Here is a 16,201-nt window from a genome sequence, read left to right on the forward strand (position 1 = left end):
GGACCCTGCAGGTCAAGGACGATGGTCCCTATTGCGTGCCGACGCCGGGTGTCGAGTCCTGAGAACATCGCCGGATTCGGTTCCGCACCGACCGCTCTGGGTAGGCTGAGCCGGTGAACCCCGCGGATCGTCCGGCTTCTCCGGCGTTCGCCGGACCCGGTGAGATGCGCGAACGGTTCAGATCGATGGACTGGGCGGCGACTCCGCTCGGCCCGCTCCCCGGGTGGCCGCCACTCCTGCGGGTGCTCGTCGAGCTCTGCCTGGATTCCGCGTTCCCCATGGTGGTGTCCTGGGGGCCCGACGTCGTGATGGTCTACAACGACGCCTATATCCCCCTGCTGGGCGCCGAACTGCATCCGGCCGCGCTGGGCCGGCCCGCGAAGGAGGTCTGGCCCGACGCATGGTCGGTGTCCGGGCCGATCATCGAAGAGGTCATGCTGGGCGGCCGGGCGGTGCGGCATGACGACATGCAAATGGTGTTGGAGCGCAACGGGTATCCCGAGGAGTGCTACTTCACCTTCTCGCAGAGCCCGATCCGCGACACCGACGGCAGCATCGTCGGGATGTTCACGGTTGCTGCCGAGACCACCAGCCAGGTACTGGCGCAACGCCGGCTCCGGGTGGCTCAACAGCTGGGAGCGCTCTCGGCGACCCGGTCGAACAACCCGGCCGACACCTGCCAAGCAGCGGCCCTGGTGCTCGCCGGCGCCCGCGAGAGCGTGCCGTTCGCCGCGGTGTTCCTCCGCGATGAACCGGACGGCCAGTTTCGGCTGGTTGCGGATTACGGCTTCACCGGAGCGCCCGGACCGGGGCTGATCGAGCCGGCGGCCGATGGCAGCTGGACCGTCGGCACCGCCGTCCGCGAGGAACGGGCGCAGATGCTCGACTCGCTGCGGGCACTGTTGCCCGACACCCTGCAGCCGGGCCCGCTCGGTCCCCTGCTGCCCGACCAGGCCGTGGTGCTGCCGCTGATCCTGGGCGCCGGGACGGGACCGGCCGGGGCAGTGGTGCTCGGCGTCAATCCGTACCGGCCCCTCGATGATCGGACCCAGGAGTTCCTGGCGCTCGTCGGCCGGCAGTTCCGGGTCGCCCTCGCGGACGCCTACGCGTACCACGACGAGCGGCAGCGGGCGCAGACCCTCGCGGACCTCGACCACGTCAAGACCGAGTTCTTCCAGAACGTCAGCCACGAGCTGCGGACCCCGTTGACCCTGCTGCTCGCTCCCCTGCAGGACGTCCTGGCCAACAGTTCCTCGCAGCTCGATCCGCCCGGCCGGGAGAGCCTGACGGCAGCGGTGCGGGCGGCGGAGCGACTGCAGCGGATGGTGGAAGCACTTCTCGATCTCTCCCATCAGGCCTCGATCAGGGTGCCGGTGTTCGAGGAGACCGATCTCGCGGCGACCACGGCCGACATCGCCAGCATGTTCCGGTCGACCGCAGAGCACGCCGGCCTGGATTTCACCGTGCAGCTCCCAACCGGCCCCGTCACCGCGGACGTCGACCGGGAGATGTGGGCAACCATCGTGAACAACCTGCTGTCGAATGCGGTGAAGTACACCGCTCGGGGCGGGATCACGATCACGGTTCGCGGACTTCCCGCAGGATTCGCCGAGTTGACCGTCACCGACACCGGAGTCGGGATCAGCAGCGAGCAACAGCCCCGGGTGTTCGAGCGCTTCCACCGGGCCGGTGACGGCGGAAGTGACGGCGCCGGTATCGGTCTCGCGCTGGTGTCCGATCTGGTCTCCGCGCACGGCGGCCGGATCGAGTTGACCAGCACGCCCGGTGCGGGCAGCACGTTCACCGTCACCGTTGCGGCTACCGCGGACCCGGCGGCGTCCCGGGCGGCGGTCGGCGCCCTGATTCCGGCGGACGGCTCCGCGACATCGGCCGCGACACAGGCAGCGGCCCCGGCCCCCGTGCAGAGTGCGGCCCGGCAGATGGCCGGCGGCGTCGATGACCGGCGCCGGGTGGAGTCGGACCAACCCGGGCGGCCGCGGCTCCTGCTCGTCGAGGACGACGACGATCTCAGGTCCTATCTCGGCCATCTGCTGACGTCCGACGGCTGGGCGGTCGACGCCGTCGCTGATGCGGAATCCGCCACGGCAGCTGCATTCTCGACGGATTCGGGCACGCCCTACGGCCTGGTGCTGACCGACATCATGCTGCCCGGCTCGAGCGGGCTCGACCTGCTGACGGCCCTGCGGTCGGCCGACGGAACGGCCCGGGTGCCGATCATCCTGCTGACCGCGCGGGCGGGTGCCGATTCCGCTATCGAGGGCCTGAGCTACGGCGCCGACGACTACATCACCAAGCCGTTCTCGTCCCAGGAACTGCTGGCCCGCGTACGGGTGCACCACCAGCTCAATCAGGTCCGTGAGGACGCACTCGGGGAGGCGCACACCAGGGTCACCCACCTGCGGACCGCGCTGGACAGCAACCGGCTCATCGGCATCGCCACCGGCGTCCTGGTCGGCTCCAACGGGCTGACGCCCGAGCAGGCGTTCGCGGTGCTGGTCAAGACCAGCCAGAACGGCAACCGCAAGCTCCGCGAGGTGGCGGCCGACGTTGTCGGCGGCAACGGCATCCGGCCCTGAGTCACGCCCCGCGCACGGCGATCGTCCCGCCCAGGCACGGCGGGTGATGCTCGATTGATGCTCGACTGATGCTCGATTGATGCTGCGGCACAGGGCAACCAGGGACTTTGGACTCTGGGTATTGATCCTCCGCGCGACCTACGTTCGAGCGGAGGAGTTGATCGAGGATGACGCCATACATCACCAAACAGCCTGCCCACCCCGAACGGGGACGGGGTCACTATTCCGCCGACCGGCGGCGCTGGTGGGACGACAGCGAGCAGGAGTGGCTGGAGTTGGACGACACCGCGGCCGACACCGCGGAGATCCAGCTCGAGGAATCCGGCGGTGAGTCGTGGATCTCCAGCATCCTTGCCACGCTGGGTACGCAGGAGGGCCACGGGTACTACCGCTTCGTGGGCATCGCCCAGAGCTCGGACGTCCGGTGGCCGACCTACCGGATCCCCGGCGACACCTTCCCCGCAGCCCGGGGCTTCCTCGCCCACGTCCCTGCTGAGGAGCAGTGGTCTCCGGGCATGACCCGGAGTCTGTTGAACCTCAACGCCGAGCTGATGAGCGAGGGCTGGCTTCCCGTGGGTCAGGGAGACCAGCCGTGGGCGACCCGCTACCGCAGGCCCTGCCTCGCCGCGAAGGACCGGCGGCCGGCGACCGCGACGCGCCACAGCCCTTGATGCGGGCGGTCACCCGCGGTTGATCACGTCCATCGATCGTTCGCCGGTCCGCTCCACCCGCAGACCCGACCTGACCGCGATCCTGACAATGCTTGTCAGGCCTGTCATCTCCGCTCTCGAGGTGACCAGCGCCCTGGCCAGCAGGCCTTTGACCGCCTTGTTGAAGTGGCTGACGACGCTGCGCCGGCCGGTTGCGTCCTCGTTCAGCACCCGCACCGAGATCGCATGTGGCATGGGCGCGAACGCCGCGTAGGCGGCCGACCGCAGGTCGACGACGGGACCGTCGAGCCGGCCGAGCAGCGCCGCGAGGTGCGGCCGCCAGTAGGCGGCCGGCCGGGCCACGCCCGGCACCGCCGAGCCCGCGGACAGCCGGTAACCCGGCACGGCATCGCCGCCGCCGACCACGCCGAGCAACGCCGAGGTGATCAGCAACCGCTCGTCCGCGCGCGACCGCGCCGCCCGCGGCAGGCTGCGGACATCCAGGGCGTCGTACAGGACGCCGGTGTACCGCAGCAGCGCCGGCAGGGTCGCCGACCGATGAAGCATCGCGGTGGCGAGGATCTCCGGGTCCTTCCCCGGGCCGACCGACAGCGCCCGGCGCGCGGCAGCGACGTCGCCGCACAACTCCGTCACCCGGGCGATCATCTCCGCGCGCGGCGCCGCCAGCTGCGGAAAACGCAGGGCGCCGAGATCCAGCGCCGGCCCGGAACCGCCCACGGCCTTCGTTTCAGACGGGGGCAACAGCACGTACACGCCGAGGACGGTAGCCGGGCGGCGGCGTGACGATCAGCCGGGGCCCAGTGGCGGTCAGAGCAGTGCGGGTCAGAGCGTGGCGGTCAGAGCGGTGGCGGTCAGAGCGTGGCGCTGGACCACCGCAGCCGCACGGCCGTTTCGACGCCGGCGTCCACCGTGACCTCGATCCGCAGGGTGTCGGCCAGCGTCACGTCGACCGCCATCGCGGTCACGGCGCTGTCCCTGACCACTTCGGCAACCGTGGCCCGGAGCGCGGATTCGGCCTGCAGCGCCACGTCGGACGGCACGCTGTCCACGGCGCCCGCCAGCCGTACGGTGACGGTCACGGGCGACCCCGCCGTCAGTCCCAGCACCAGCTCGGACAGGGTGGTCCGCAGGCTCGGCGGCGGCGTCGGCTCGTGCCGGAGGTCGAAGATCGCACTGCGGATCTGCAAGATCGTCTTGTGCAGCTGATCGACATGATCGGCCAGCCGCAGGGCGATCAACGGGGCATCGACCCGGCGTTGGGTGCCCTCCATGGCCATCGCCACCGCGAACAGGCGCTGGATCACGTGGTCGTGCAGGTCGGTGGCGATCCGGTCGCGCTCGGTCAGCGCCTGCAGCTCCCGCCGTGACGTCTGCACCTCCGCGCGCTGCAGCGCCAGGGCGGCCTGGTCGGCGAAGGAGGAGACCACCTGCAGTTCGGCATCGTTGAAAGACGCCGAACCCGGTCTCCGAACGGCGAGCAGCACGCCACCGTGCGCGTCACCGGATCCCAACGGCAGGGCCAGGGCCGGACCGAGGGCAACACCGGTGGCGTCCTCCAGGCTGTATGCGAGGCCGTCGACGTTGCGCGGCACATGATCGGCGAAGACGGCGCCCGACGTCGATCCCTCGATCGGGATGCGTTGGCCCGCGAATCCGTCGGCGTCCTGACCGACCGCCACCGCGACGATCAGCTCGGCCGGCGGCGCGCTGTCCCGCGACCGGGGTGTCGCGGGCGGCAACGCGATGAGGGTGAAGTCCGCTGCGGTCATGTCGCGTGCACGGCTCGCGATCAGGTGCAGTGCGTCGCTGGTCTCGCTGCCCGCGAGCAGTACCGCGGTCACATCCGCGCTCGCCTCGAGCCACCGCTGCCGATCCCGTGCCTGCGCATACAACCGGGCATTGTCGATCGCCACGCCGGCGGCGCCGGCGAGCGACATCACCAGGACTTCGTCCTCCGCCGTGAACGACCGGCCGCCGGCCTTCTCGGTCAGGTAGAGCCGGCCGACGATCGAGCCGTGCCCGCGGACCGGAACACCCAGGAACGTCCGCATCGGCGGGTGGTGCGGCGGCAGGCCGGCGAACGACCGGTGGACCGTCAGGTCGTCCAGCCGGATGGTGTGGCCGTTGCGGACGACGGTGCCGAGCAGGCCCTTGCCGGTCGGGTGGGAACCGATCAGCTGCCGTGTCTCGTCGTCGATCCCAGTGAACACGAAATCGATGAGATCGCCGTCCGGGTCGACGACGCCCAGTGCGCCGTAACGGGCGTCCACCAATTCCAGGGCGGCATCGACGATGCTGCGCAGGGTGACGTCCAGGTCGAGGCCTGAAGAGACCGCCAGCACCGCCTCGAGTAGGGCGTCCACCCGGTCCGCGGCCCGGTCACCGTTGGTCACCCGCTCACTGTCGCACAGGGTGGTCGGCCTGCGCTCCGACGACGGCCACGGTCGCTGACCGGCCCGGATGACCCGCGAGCAGGCGTGTGCGGCAAGGACGTTCGGCCCTGGCTGCGGCGGGCGCCGCTGCGGAACAGTGGGCGCCAGAGAACCGACCGCCGAACGAACAGCATTCCCCGGCGGTGGCGAAGGAGGCTGTTCCGGTGTATTCGAGCGTCGCTGCAGTGGGCAGCCTCGGCCGCAACGAAGTGCGGTCGGTGTTGAACTCGGTGACGAAATGGCTCCCGGACAGTGACGACTGGTCGCTCGACTGTGCCGGCCTCGGATTCGAGATCAGGTACACCGGTCCGGGCGGCCAGCAGGGTAGGGTTGACGATCGCGATCTGCTGGTGCGGTGCGGCCGGATCATCCTCGATCTGCGGGTCGCCATCCGGGCGCGCGGTGTCCACCCGACCGTCCAGTTGCTGCCGGACGACGACGAACCCGACCTGCTGGCCATCGTGCTGCCGCAGGGCCGCAGCGTCCCCACCCCGGACGACCTGGCGCTGTCCGAGGCCATCAAGCACCGGCGGGGTCGGCCGGCGGCGGTGCCCGGGGTGCCTGCCGAAACGATGCTGCGCCTTCGGCAGGCGGCGAAGATGGAGCAGAGTTGGATTGCCACGCTGAGTCACGAGCAGGTGGATGCGATCCGAACCGGATCATCTGTTGCCGAAGTGTCAGCGAACCTGTCGGTGTCCGGGTCTGCGGCGAACGTCCGGCAGCAGGGCAGCCCCGTGACGGCCGTGATCGGCTCGCTCCGCGACCTGCCCACGGCCCGGCTGCAGGCCGGACAGGCGTTGGAAAGGGTGCTGCTCACGGCTACGAGCACGGATCTTGCAGCCACCGTCCTTCCCGATCTGCTGGCGGACTCCGCACGCCGCCGGAAGGTAAGGGATCTGGTCGGCGGCGGATTGTGGCCGCACTGCGTCGTCCGGTTGGGCGATGCCGCGCAGGTGGCCAGCGCTGCCCAACGGTATGGGACCGGCTGACCGACCGGTTGGTAACCCCCCGATGTCACGCACAGTGGCGCATCGCGGGGTCCAAGAAGCCCACTAAGTCTTTTGTGTAACAAACCGATGAAATAGGCCGTTCAGGAACGAAAATAAGGATTGTCCGCTTTACCCTCAATCCAACGAGAGGGAGAGCGATGCCCATACGCCACGGTTCCAGCCGATACGACCCTGCCGCACCCGCCGTCAACGAGGCCGGACTGGTTTCGCAGATCTACCTCGACGCCATGCGACTGGCTCAGGAGAACGGCACGACGCCGTCGAACATCCTCTTCGAACTCCGCCTGGCCAGCATTGCGCACGACGACGAGAAGACCGTCGCCGTGCTCGGTCGCGCCATCAACCTGATGACATTGGACAAGGCGCTGGACGAGCAACGATCCGAAGCGCGCTCGGAACGACGCCGGACCCGCCGCCTCGATCGGTGACGCTCGATCGGTGACGCTCGATCGGTGATCCTCGATCGTGATCCTCGATCGGTGATGCTCACTACCTGAACGATGACCGGCCGGGTGCTGTTCGCACCCGGCCGGTCATCCCTGGAAAATCACTACCCGCGGACGAGGAGTCCTCGAGATCAGCTGCTACGACGCAGGATCGGCCGGAGTACGTCCAGCACGCTCGCGTCGTCGATCGTCGACGGGATCGGCTCGTTGACCCCATCGGCAATGCCCCGCATGGTCTTTCGCAGGATCTTGCCCGAGCGCGTCTTGGGCAGTGCAGGGACGACAGCGACATCCTTCAGCGCGGCAACCGCACCGATCTGCGCCCTGATCAGCGCAACCAGTTCCGCCTGCAGTTCGACAGGGTCACGGTCGACGCCGGACTTGAGCACCACCAGGCCGCGCGGCACCTGCCCCTTGAGCTGGTCCGCCACACCGATGACGGCACATTCCGCGACGTCCGGGTGGCTGGCCAGCACCTCCTCCATGCTGCCCGTCGAGAGCCGGTGTCCCGCAACGTTGATCACGTCGTCGGTCCGGCCCATCACGAACACGTAGCCGTCCTCGTCGACCCGTCCGCCGTCGCCGGTCAGATAGAAGCCCTGGTAGACGGACATGTAGGAGTTGACGAAACGCTCGTCGTCATTCCACAGCGTCGGCAGCGATCCGGGTGGCAGCGGCAGCTTGATGACGATGGCACCGTCCTCGCCCGGCGGAACGGGCTTGCCGAAGGTGTCCAGCACCCGCACGTCCCAGCCAGGCAGCGCCTTGGTCGGCGATCCAGGCTTGATCGGCAGCAGTTCGATGCCGGCGGGATTGGCCACGATGGGCCAACCAGTCTCGGTCTGCCACCAGTGGTCGATGACCGGGATCTGCAGCAGATCGCAGGCCCAGTGGTAGGTCTCGGGATCGAGCCGTTCACCGGCCAGGAACAGGTACTTCAGACCCGAGACGTCGTACGAGGAGAGCAGTTCGCCCTTCGGGTCTTCCTTCTTGATCGCCCGGAAGGCGGTCGGCGCGGTGAACATGCTCTTGGCCTTGTAGTCGGCGACCACCCGCCAGAATTGGCCGGCATCCGGGGTTCCGACCGGTTTGCCCTCGTACAGGATCGTGGTCGCCCCGACCAGCAGCGGCGCGTACACGATGTAGGAGTGGCCGACCACCCAGCCGACGTCGGAGGCGGTGAACATGACCTCACCGGGACCGATGTCGTAGACGTTCGGCATCGTCCAGGCAAGCGCGACCGCGTAGCCGCCACCGTCACGGACAACGCCCTTCGGCTTCCCGGTGGTGCCCGACGTGTACAGGATGTACAGCGGATCGGTGGACTTGACGGTGACCGGGTCGGCGGGCGTCGCGGTCGCGATCGCCTCCGCCCAGTCGACGTCGCTCGGGCCGAGGACCGCTGGTGCCTGCGGGCGTTGCAGGATGACGCAGGTCTCGGGCTTGTGGGTGGCGAGCTCGATCGCCTTTTCCAGCAACGGTTTGTACTCGATCACCCGCTTGCCCTCGATGCCGCACGATGCGGACACGATGACCCGGGGAGCGGCGTCGTCGATCCGGATCGCCAGCTCCTTGGGGGCGAAACCACCGAACACGACGGAGTGCACGGCACCCAGGCGTGCACAGGCCAGCATCGCGATCGCAGCCTGCGGCACCATCGGCAGATAGATGACGACCCGGTCGCCCTTCACCACTCCCAGCCCGGCGAGCACCCCGGCGAACAGCGCGACCTCGTCGCGCAGTTCGGTGTAGGTGTAGGTCTTCGTGGTGCCGGTGACCGGGCTGTCGTAGATCAGCGCGGCCTGGTCGCCGCGGCCTGCCTCGACGTGGCGGTCGAGGGCGTTGTACGAGACATTCAGCTCCCCATCGGGAAACCACCGGTAGAACGGTGGCCGTGAGGAATCCAGGGCTGTTGTGGGCTTCACCTGCCAGTCGATGGCGGCGGCGGCGTCGAGCCAGAACGTTTCCGGATCTTCCACACTGCTCCGGAATACCTTCTCGTAATCGTCCATTTGTCTACCTCCTGCGTGCATCCTGACGGAAACGGACATAGGGCGCTTGTTCGGGAGAGTGTGACGCAGCTCTCTGTAACGAGCATGATGCCGCCGGGTTCCGATTCCGAAAACCCTTCGATCGGACTGCACCGTTCGGGGCGTGCGCGCCCGTCACCCGGTCGGCCCACACCGTCGAGGTCGACTCCCGCACGGCACCTACGGTGGAGCGATGGAATTCCGCGCCCTCGGCCGCTCCGGCCTGAAGATCTCCGCCATCACCTACGGCAACTGGCTCACCCACGGCTCGCAGGTCGAGAATGACGTGGCCGCCAGCTGCGTCCGCGCCGCTCTCGATGCCGGCATCTCCAGCTTCGACACCGCCGACGTCTATGCGAACGGCGCGGCCGAGTCCGTCCTCGGCGAGGCTCTGAAGGGCGAACGCCGCGAGTCCCTGGAGATCTTCACGAAGGTCTACTGGCCGACGGGACCGAAGGGCCACAACGACGTCGGCCTCTCCCGCAAGCACATCGCCGAATCGATCAATGCCTCGCTGCGCCGGCTGCAGACCGACTACGTCGACCTCTATCAGGCACACCGGTTCGACGTCGAGACTCCGCTGGAAGAGACGATGCAGGCCTTCGCGCAGGTGGTGCGGGACGGCAAGGCGCTGTACATCGGGGTGAGCGAGTGGACCGCCGAGCAGATCCGGGCCGGGGCCGCACTGGCGGCAGAACTCGGGATCCCGTTGATCAGCAATCAGCCCCAGTACTCGATGCTCTGGCGGGTCATCGAGCAGGAGGTCGTCCCGGCCTCGGCGGAACTCGGGCTTTCCCAGATCGTCTTCTCCCCCATCGCCCAGGGCGTGCTGACCGGCAAGTACCGACCGGGCAGCGCTCCGCCCGAGGGCTCCAGAGCCACCGATCAGAAGGGTGGCGCCACGATGATCAAGCGCTTCCTCGACGACGACGTGCTCGCCAGAGTGCAGGCGCTGCAGCCGATCGCCGACGAACTGGGCGTGACGATGGCCCAGCTCGCGGTGGCCTGGGTGCTGGCCAACGACAACGTCGCAGCGGCGATCGTCGGTGCGTCCCGGCCGGAGCAGGTGAGCGAGAACGTCAAGGCGGTCGGGGTCCGGGTTCCCGCCGACCTGATGCAGCGGATCGACGAGGCACTGGGCGACGCGATCACCACCGACCCAGCGATGACGGCCAGGAACGCACCGCAGCAGCGACCCGCCTGACAGCGCCCTGCTGCTCAGCCCGCCGCGTCGAGCGTCCCGACCAGGGCGGCCAGGAACTCTTCGGGGCGCTCGAGGAACGGCGAGTGCCCCGCGTCCGCGATGACGACCTCCCGGTACGTCCCGCCGGCCGCCCGGTAGCCGTCGAGCACGAATCTCATCTGGGACACCATCGGCTGGACCGGGCGCTCCTGCTCGCCGGGCCAGCCGGGCACCACGCCCAGCGCGCCCAACCGGGCGAAGTCGTACAGCGAGGTGTCCGAGACGATGACGTCGTCGGCCCCGCGCACCCAGAGGACCGGCGGCTTCGGGTCGAGATCGGCCAGGCTGTCGATGCGGAAGTGCGTGGGCGCCCACGTGTTCATCACCCCCCTCTTGCCGGGCAGCATCCCGGGCCAGGCCCGCGTCGCGGTGGCGTCACCCGGGTAGTTGTCCTCGCCCAGCCGGGTGGACAGCATCGACTCGACGAAGATGTCCAGGTGCTCCGGGACGAACGGCGGCTTGACGTAGTGCGCCAGCAGGACCTGCCGCGGGGACAGTGGCGAGTCGCCCGAGCGGTCCCCGGCTGCCAACTGAGCAACGAAAGCCGGGTTGGCGCAGCCGCCGCCCGTACCGATCCCGGGCGGGTCGAGCAGCCGCCCCTCAGGTCCCGCCGTACCGCCGAATCCGAAGGGCGACACCGGGTTCACCAGGCTGACCGACGCGACATCGCCGGGCGCGTCGGTCAGGTACTGCAGGACGACGCCGCCGCCCATGCTCCAGCCGACCAGATGCACCGGAGCGAGATCGAGTGCCCGGACGGCCGCCGCCACGTCGTCGGCGAAGTCGCTCAGGCCGCGGGTGGCATCCACCGGCGCGGGATCGGTGTCGCCGTAGCCCCGCAGGTCGAGTGCTATCGGCCGGTACCGCTCGGGTAGCGAGAGCATCAGCGGCTGCCAGAACAGGCTGGACGAGACGTTCCCGTGCACCAGCAGAACGGGGATGCCCTTCCTGCCGTCGATCTCGAGGACGTTCATGGTCAGGCGGCCGGTGTCGACGCGCCGGGAGCTGATCCCGGCCAGCAGTGTGTTCACCGGGTCATCATCGGTGCCGCCGCCATCGGATGCGACCGCGGCACACCGGTCACAGCTTCTCGATGTACGCCTTTGCCTGCCGCAGGTCCATCCCGGTCAACTGCCGGATCAGCCGAAGCGCCTCCAGGGTCTGCCCCGTCTCGACCAGTGACCGGACCTGACGTTCGTCGGCCTTGCTGATGCTGGGCAGGTCGGTGGTGACGCTCGAGCCGGCCGGCTGTTTCGGCGCGGCGGTGGCGCCCAGCTTGTCGGCGATCCGGACGGCGTCGGCGAGTCCCAGGCCGGTCGCCTCCCGCAGCGCCTTGACGGCCTTCACCTTGTCGCCGGCCGCGTACAGGTCGCGCACCCTGGTGGCGAGCGCCGGGTCGATGGTCAGTTGCGTCGGGTCGACCCTGGACCTGGCCGCAGACGCCGTTCTGCTGACGATCAACCACGCCGCGAACGCTGCCACGACAACGACGACGACCCAGAATGCGATGTCCACCCGGTCATCGTAGGGAGCGGCCTTCAGTTGCCGCTGGGCACCGCGTCCCTGGCCAGGACGGTGGCCCGCAGCACGCCGGGCACTGCCTCCGCGAGAACCTGCGCGACGTTCCGGTCGGAGGCCTCGTCGAACTCGTCGCGGATGGTGACGTCGCCGTCCACCACGTGCACCGTCCAGCGCGCCTGGCCGCCGAGGACCTGGAGATGCCGGCGAACATCGGTGGCGACGTCGCTGTCGGAGCGGGACAACATCCGGAGCATGTCCCGCCGGGTCACCACCCCGACCAGCCGCCTGCCGTCGACAATCGGTACGCACCTGCGCTTGTCGTCCACCATCAACTTCGCCAACTCCGACACATCGGCGTCGTGGCTGACCCCGGCGACCGGGCTCGTCATGACCTCGCCGACGGTCTTCGCGGGCCGGCGCTCCGGTGTGACAGAGGCGTCGCCGGCGAAGGCACCGGGGAATCGGTTCCGGATCAGGTCGGCCTCGCTGACGATGCCGATGAGATCCCCGTTCTCGTCGACGACCGGCATCGCGCTGAAGCCGCGGTAGGCCAGCAACTCGGCCGCCTTGCCGACCGTGACTCCCGGCTGCGCGGTGAGTACCGACTTGGTCATGATTTCCCGGACCCGCATGGCGTGCTCCCGTCCTCAGCGGGGACGATAGTCCCGCTGCCCCGAACGTAGGTCCGGACCGCACCGCTGACTGCCTGCGGAGGTCCCGTCCTCCAGGGCCTTTCGGCACGAGCGCCGGCGTCGCGCCGGCGTCATGCTGTGGGCAGGCTGGCCTTCTCAGTTTTTCCGGTTCGGGGCGTGACACACCCGGTCCGGCGAAGATTGCGCTCCAGAACACCTTCGGCGACCCCGTTTGCGGGTCTTTCGGCCCTGTCCGCTTCGCATGCCGAATGAAAAGTTGGTCGCAGTCCCCGCGCCGCGGGGCGGGCCGATCAACTGGGGGTCGGCGGAGGAGAAGAGTCGGATGAGCGAGCAGGAACGGTACCGGGCAGCGGCAGAGGCGAAGAGCGCGGCCGCCAGGAAGTCTGCGCCGTTGTCGCGCCATGATGCCGCCCTCAAGCGCTACCTCGGCGCGGTCCAGTACGAGACTGCCAGCGGCCGCAGCGGGTGGGACGACTGGGTGGCGCCGCCGACCCGTCACCCCGCGCCGGTCGCCAGCGCCGTGCGCCCGGATACCCTGCCGGCCGCTCCGGCGGCCACCCCACGCGCCGACCTGGTGATCGCCGGCATCGACGGTTCGCAGCATGCGGCGATGGCCGCCAGGTGGGCGGCCATTGATGCGGTGCAGCGCAGCGCGGCACTCCGGTTGGTGTACGCCTACTCGTTGCCGGTGGCCGGGTATGCCGGGTACTCCATGGCCCCGGACGACCTCGGCCACCTGATGCGGGTCGAGGGCGAGCAGTTGCTCGGCGGCATGGCCACCGAATTGCGGTCGCACCACCCGGACCTCGAGGTACAGACCCGGCTCGTCCAGGGCGATGCGCTGCTGACGCTGCGGCGCGAATCTGAGCAGGCACGGCTGACGGTGGTCGGTTCCCGCGGCAACGGCCGGATGGCCGGGGTCGTGCTCGGTTCCGTCGCGATGGCCATCACGGCGCACGGCACCGCCCCGGTGGCCGTCATCCCGACGGAGGGCCCGGGCTGGATCGACGACGGACCGATCGTCGTGGGCGTCGACGGGTCGGCCACCAACGAGGCGGCCATCCGCTTCGCCTTCGAGCAGGCCGCGATCCGCGGCGCCGAACTGATCGCCGTGCACACCTGGAACCACCCGAAGCCGGCCGCGATGGTCGACGGCATCCCCGACCTCGCCGCCATGGACCAGACCGAACGGGCGTTGCTCTCCGAGGAACTGGCCGGCTGGCATGAGAAGTATCCCGACGTCGTGGTGCAGCAGCACGTGGCGCACGGCAAGGCGACCGCGGTGCTGCTGTCCCTGGCCCGGACCGCTCAGATGCTGGTGGTCGGCAGTCGCGGCCGCGGCGGGTTCGCCGGGATGCTGCTCGGTTCGACCAGCCATTCGTTGATCACCCACGCCGTCTGCCCCGTCGTCGTCGTCAGACCCGACAGCCTGGACTGACACGCACCCGCACCACCCACCGCACCGCCAGGAACCGCCTCACCCGAGGCACCGCGACAGGAGAGTCCATGCGCACCAACGATTCCGGTGACGGTGCCGGGATGGCCCGCACGCTCTCCCGGCGCAACTGGCTCGCCAGCGTCTGGGGCAACGACCTCGCCCGCGACGTCGATCGCTGGCAGGCTGGCGTCCGGCTGGTCCTGGTCGCCCTCTTCGTCGTGATGCTGCCGGTCGCCGCCGTCATCGGATGGATGGTCGCCTCGAACGACCTGCACAAGGGGCAGAGCCAGTCCCACGACCGGACCGCGACGACCGCGATCCTCACCACTGCGGCCCCGCCGATGGTGTTCACCGCCTCGGGCGTCCCGGTGCTCGGTACGACCGCGGTGCCGGCGCAATGGTCCGCACCGGACGGCAGCACCAGGGTCGGGAACGTCCCCAGCCAGGCGGGATCCGTCGTGGGTACCAGGGTCGACATCTGGGTGGACAAGACAGGCGCGCTCGTCGAGGCGCCACTGAGCTCAACCGGATCCGTCGTGACCGGGCTGCTCGTCTCGGTCGGCATGCTCACCGTCTGGGGCCTGCTGCTGGCCGGCGGAATGCGGTTCTGCGCCAATGCCTTCGATCGGGGCCGCCGGGCCAGGTGGGATCGCGACTGGGACCGGGTCGCCCCGCTGTGGCTCCGGCAGCAGTGACGACGGCAGTGACGACGGGCCCCGCAGGGCCGGTGCGGACCAGCTGACCCCGGCCGGCGCATCGGGCGACTGCAACGCGTCGATCAGGGCCGACGCCCAGTGGACGATCGCGGGCGTATCGATGCCGTACGGCGCCGGATCGAACGGTGCGATCGCTGTCCGACCGCGGTCGAGCAGGGTCCGGGCGCCGCGGGCGTTCCCGCGGGCGAGATGGGTGAGCCCGACCGCGAGTTGGGCGAGCCCCTTCCACAGCCCGCGCTCCGTCCCGACCGACGACTTCCAGGCGTCCTCGAACACCTCGTGGGCATGGAAGGGAAGTCCCCGGTCGAGGAAACCCTGGGCCTCGTCAAGGGTCTCGGCCGGTGCCCGCACCACGCCCTCGGGCGCTCTGGCGACGTCGGGCGATCCGTACGGCAGTGGTCGACCGAGCGCATCCCGCGGCCGGGCGTTCCGGGCGCGACCTTCGGCATCCCGGTCACGGCGGCCGGTGCCACCGTCCTGCCCGCCGGCCGGCGTCACCCGCCGACCGCCGACGGCGCGGCCGAACCGGACGGCACCTCCTCGGCAATGACGGACATCGACAGCAGCGCGGGACCGCCGATGGAGGTCACCATCGCGACGTCGGAGGCGTCGCGGCCGCGTCCGATCAGGATCCGGCCCTTGCGCCGCATGTTGTTCCGCGGGTCGAAGGTCCACCACCGATCGCCGAGCCACACCTCCATCCACGCGGCGAAATCCATCGGCGACGGGTCGGCCGGCACGTCCATGTCCGGCAGATACCCGAAGACGTACCGGGCCGGGATGTTCATGGCCCGGCAGAAGGTGATCGCCAGGTGGGTGAAGTCACGGCAGACTCCGAAGCCCGACGCGTTGACGTCCACCGCCGTCGACGTCGGCGAACTGCTCCCGTACGCGAACTGCAGGTGGTCGTTGACGTGCTGGCAGATGGCCTGCACGCGGCTGTAACCACGCGGCAGCGAACTGAAGCGCGACCACGCCTCCGTACCGAGCATGTCCGGAAGGCAGTACCTGCTCGGCATGAGATAGACGAGTACGTCGTCGGGCAGGTCCTCCGGCGCGAGTTCGGGCGCCCACGGGTCGGCGTCCTCCGGGGCGTCCGGCACGGTGGCCGTCGCGCGGTAGGAGATCTTCGACAGCCCCGCCGGCAGGATGATGCGTTGGCATCGATTACCGTAGATGTCCTGGTACTCGTGGTAGTGCTGATCCGGTCGGCTGGACCACTCCTCTCCCGTGATCTCGATTCCGTCGACGCCCAGTGGCGTCACCTGGAACACCGCTGGGGTGTCCACCTGCGCGTCGTATTCGAAATCGCACCCGACACGCACCTGTCGAAAACCCATGAACGACCGTCTCCGTCCCCGCACACCATCCCGACGGGCAGTCGGTGCGCAACAGCGTAGCCAGGCTATGTACCGATCAGGTTTCACGGCCCACTCGGGGTGAT

Annotated in this window: 14 protein-coding genes and 1 pseudogene; 7 read left to right on the forward strand and 8 right to left on the reverse strand. The window is 69.4% G+C overall.

Features of this window, described 5'->3' with window-relative positions:
- Positions 1 to 113 precede the first annotated feature (113 nt).
- On the forward strand, positions 114 to 2,597 hold the full coding sequence (locus tag ACVBEQ_RS15420) for an ATP-binding protein (RefSeq protein WP_447154191.1): 2,484 nt from the start codon (positions 114 to 116) through the stop codon (positions 2,595 to 2,597).
- 167 nt (positions 2,598 to 2,764) lie between these two features.
- Positions 2,765 to 3,268 (forward strand): hypothetical protein, encoded by a 504-nt coding sequence (locus tag ACVBEQ_RS15425; RefSeq protein WP_447154192.1) that lies wholly within the window; start codon positions 2,765 to 2,767, stop codon positions 3,266 to 3,268.
- 9 nt (positions 3,269 to 3,277) lie between these two features.
- Here the strand turns inward: ACVBEQ_RS15425 and ACVBEQ_RS15430 are convergent, their stop codons facing one another.
- Positions 3,278 to 4,021: a YaaA family protein gene (locus tag ACVBEQ_RS15430; RefSeq protein ID WP_447154193.1), complete on the reverse strand. Its 744-nt coding sequence runs from the start codon at positions 4,019 to 4,021 to the stop codon at positions 3,278 to 3,280.
- 98 nt (positions 4,022 to 4,119) lie between these two features.
- Positions 4,120 to 5,661 carry a sensor histidine kinase gene (locus tag ACVBEQ_RS15435; RefSeq protein WP_447154194.1) on the reverse strand — a complete coding sequence of 514 codons (1,542 nt, stop codon included), beginning with the start codon at positions 5,659 to 5,661 and terminating at the stop codon, positions 4,120 to 4,122.
- Positions 5,662 to 5,864: 203 nt separating this feature from the next.
- On the opposite strand from ACVBEQ_RS15435, the gene ACVBEQ_RS15440 reads away from it, so the two are divergent.
- Both ACVBEQ_RS15440 and ACVBEQ_RS15445 read left to right on the forward strand, forming a co-directional pair.
- Entirely contained in the window at positions 5,865 to 6,689 is an 825-nt protein-coding gene (locus ACVBEQ_RS15440; protein WP_447154195.1) for a hypothetical protein, read from the forward strand.
- Between the two features lie 158 nt (positions 6,690 to 6,847).
- On the forward strand, positions 6,848 to 7,138 hold the full coding sequence (locus ACVBEQ_RS15445; protein ID WP_447154196.1) for a hypothetical protein: 291 nt from the start codon (positions 6,848 to 6,850) through the stop codon (positions 7,136 to 7,138).
- Between the two features lie 149 nt (positions 7,139 to 7,287).
- Here ACVBEQ_RS15445 and ACVBEQ_RS15450 read toward each other — a convergent pair whose 3' ends face one another.
- Positions 7,288 to 9,168 (reverse strand): propionyl-CoA synthetase, encoded by a 1,881-nt coding sequence (locus ACVBEQ_RS15450; RefSeq protein WP_447154197.1) that lies wholly within the window; start codon positions 9,166 to 9,168, stop codon positions 7,288 to 7,290.
- 211 nt (positions 9,169 to 9,379) lie between these two features.
- Between ACVBEQ_RS15450 and ACVBEQ_RS15455 the strand changes: the two genes are divergently transcribed.
- Positions 9,380 to 10,390, forward strand: coding sequence for an aldo/keto reductase family protein (locus tag ACVBEQ_RS15455; protein WP_447154198.1), 1,011 nt, complete (start codon positions 9,380 to 9,382; stop codon positions 10,388 to 10,390).
- Between the two features lie 14 nt (positions 10,391 to 10,404).
- Here ACVBEQ_RS15455 and ACVBEQ_RS15460 read toward each other — a convergent pair whose 3' ends face one another.
- From ACVBEQ_RS15460 to ACVBEQ_RS15470, 3 genes are read right to left on the reverse strand one after another with little or no spacing between them, the layout of a single operon-like run.
- Positions 10,405 to 11,460 carry an alpha/beta fold hydrolase gene (locus ACVBEQ_RS15460; RefSeq protein WP_447154199.1) on the reverse strand — a complete coding sequence of 352 codons (1,056 nt, stop codon included), beginning with the start codon at positions 11,458 to 11,460 and terminating at the stop codon, positions 10,405 to 10,407.
- Between the two features lie 49 nt (positions 11,461 to 11,509).
- Positions 11,510 to 11,944, reverse strand: coding sequence for a hypothetical protein (locus ACVBEQ_RS15465; RefSeq protein WP_447154200.1), 435 nt, complete (start codon positions 11,942 to 11,944; stop codon positions 11,510 to 11,512).
- Positions 11,945 to 11,967: 23 nt separating this feature from the next.
- The gene (locus ACVBEQ_RS15470; protein WP_447154201.1) at positions 11,968 to 12,582 is read right to left on the reverse strand and encodes a CBS domain-containing protein; all 615 of its coding nucleotides are present in this window, start codon (positions 12,580 to 12,582) and stop codon (positions 11,968 to 11,970) included.
- Between the two features lie 343 nt (positions 12,583 to 12,925).
- On the opposite strand from ACVBEQ_RS15470, the gene ACVBEQ_RS15475 reads away from it, so the two are divergent.
- Positions 12,926 to 14,041 carry a universal stress protein gene (locus ACVBEQ_RS15475; protein WP_447154202.1) on the forward strand — a complete coding sequence of 372 codons (1,116 nt, stop codon included), beginning with the start codon at positions 12,926 to 12,928 and terminating at the stop codon, positions 14,039 to 14,041.
- A gap of 68 nt (positions 14,042 to 14,109) precedes the next feature.
- Entirely contained in the window at positions 14,110 to 14,736 is a 627-nt protein-coding gene (locus ACVBEQ_RS15480; RefSeq protein WP_447154203.1) for an Rv1733c family protein, read from the forward strand.
- A gap of 234 nt (positions 14,737 to 14,970) precedes the next feature.
- On the opposite strand, the pseudogene ACVBEQ_RS15485 reads toward ACVBEQ_RS15480, so the two are convergent.
- Positions 14,971 to 15,255: pseudogene (locus ACVBEQ_RS15485) on the reverse strand (DUF309 domain-containing protein); the annotation flags it as partial.
- Positions 15,252 to 16,097, reverse strand: a complete 846-nt coding sequence (locus ACVBEQ_RS15490; RefSeq protein WP_447154204.1) for a transglutaminase-like domain-containing protein — start codon at positions 16,095 to 16,097, stop codon at positions 15,252 to 15,254. The gene ACVBEQ_RS15490 and the pseudogene ACVBEQ_RS15485, both read right to left, overlap by 4 nt.
- Positions 16,098 to 16,201: the final 104 nt, after the last annotated feature.

Source organism: Nakamurella sp. GG22, assembly GCF_052976845.2.

Coding starts and splice junctions, on each gene's coding strand:
- ACVBEQ_RS15425 (WP_447154192.1), top strand. CDS start 2,765: ATGACGCCATACATCACCAAACAGCCTGCCCACCCCGAACGGGGACGG.
- ACVBEQ_RS15445 (WP_447154196.1), top strand. CDS start 6,848: ATGCCCATACGCCACGGTTCCAGCCGATACGACCCTGCCGCACCCGCC.
- ACVBEQ_RS15450 (WP_447154197.1), bottom strand. CDS start 9,168: ATGGACGATTACGAGAAGGTATTCCGGAGCAGTGTGGAAGATCCGGAA.
- ACVBEQ_RS15455 (WP_447154198.1), top strand. CDS start 9,380: ATGGAATTCCGCGCCCTCGGCCGCTCCGGCCTGAAGATCTCCGCCATC.
- ACVBEQ_RS15470 (WP_447154201.1), bottom strand. CDS start 12,582: ATGCGGGTCCGGGAAATCATGACCAAGTCGGTACTCACCGCGCAGCCG.
- ACVBEQ_RS15475 (WP_447154202.1), top strand. CDS start 12,926: ATGAGCGAGCAGGAACGGTACCGGGCAGCGGCAGAGGCGAAGAGCGCG.
- ACVBEQ_RS15480 (WP_447154203.1), top strand. CDS start 14,110: ATGCGCACCAACGATTCCGGTGACGGTGCCGGGATGGCCCGCACGCTC.
- ACVBEQ_RS15490 (WP_447154204.1), bottom strand. CDS start 16,097: ATGGGTTTTCGACAGGTGCGTGTCGGGTGCGATTTCGAATACGACGCG.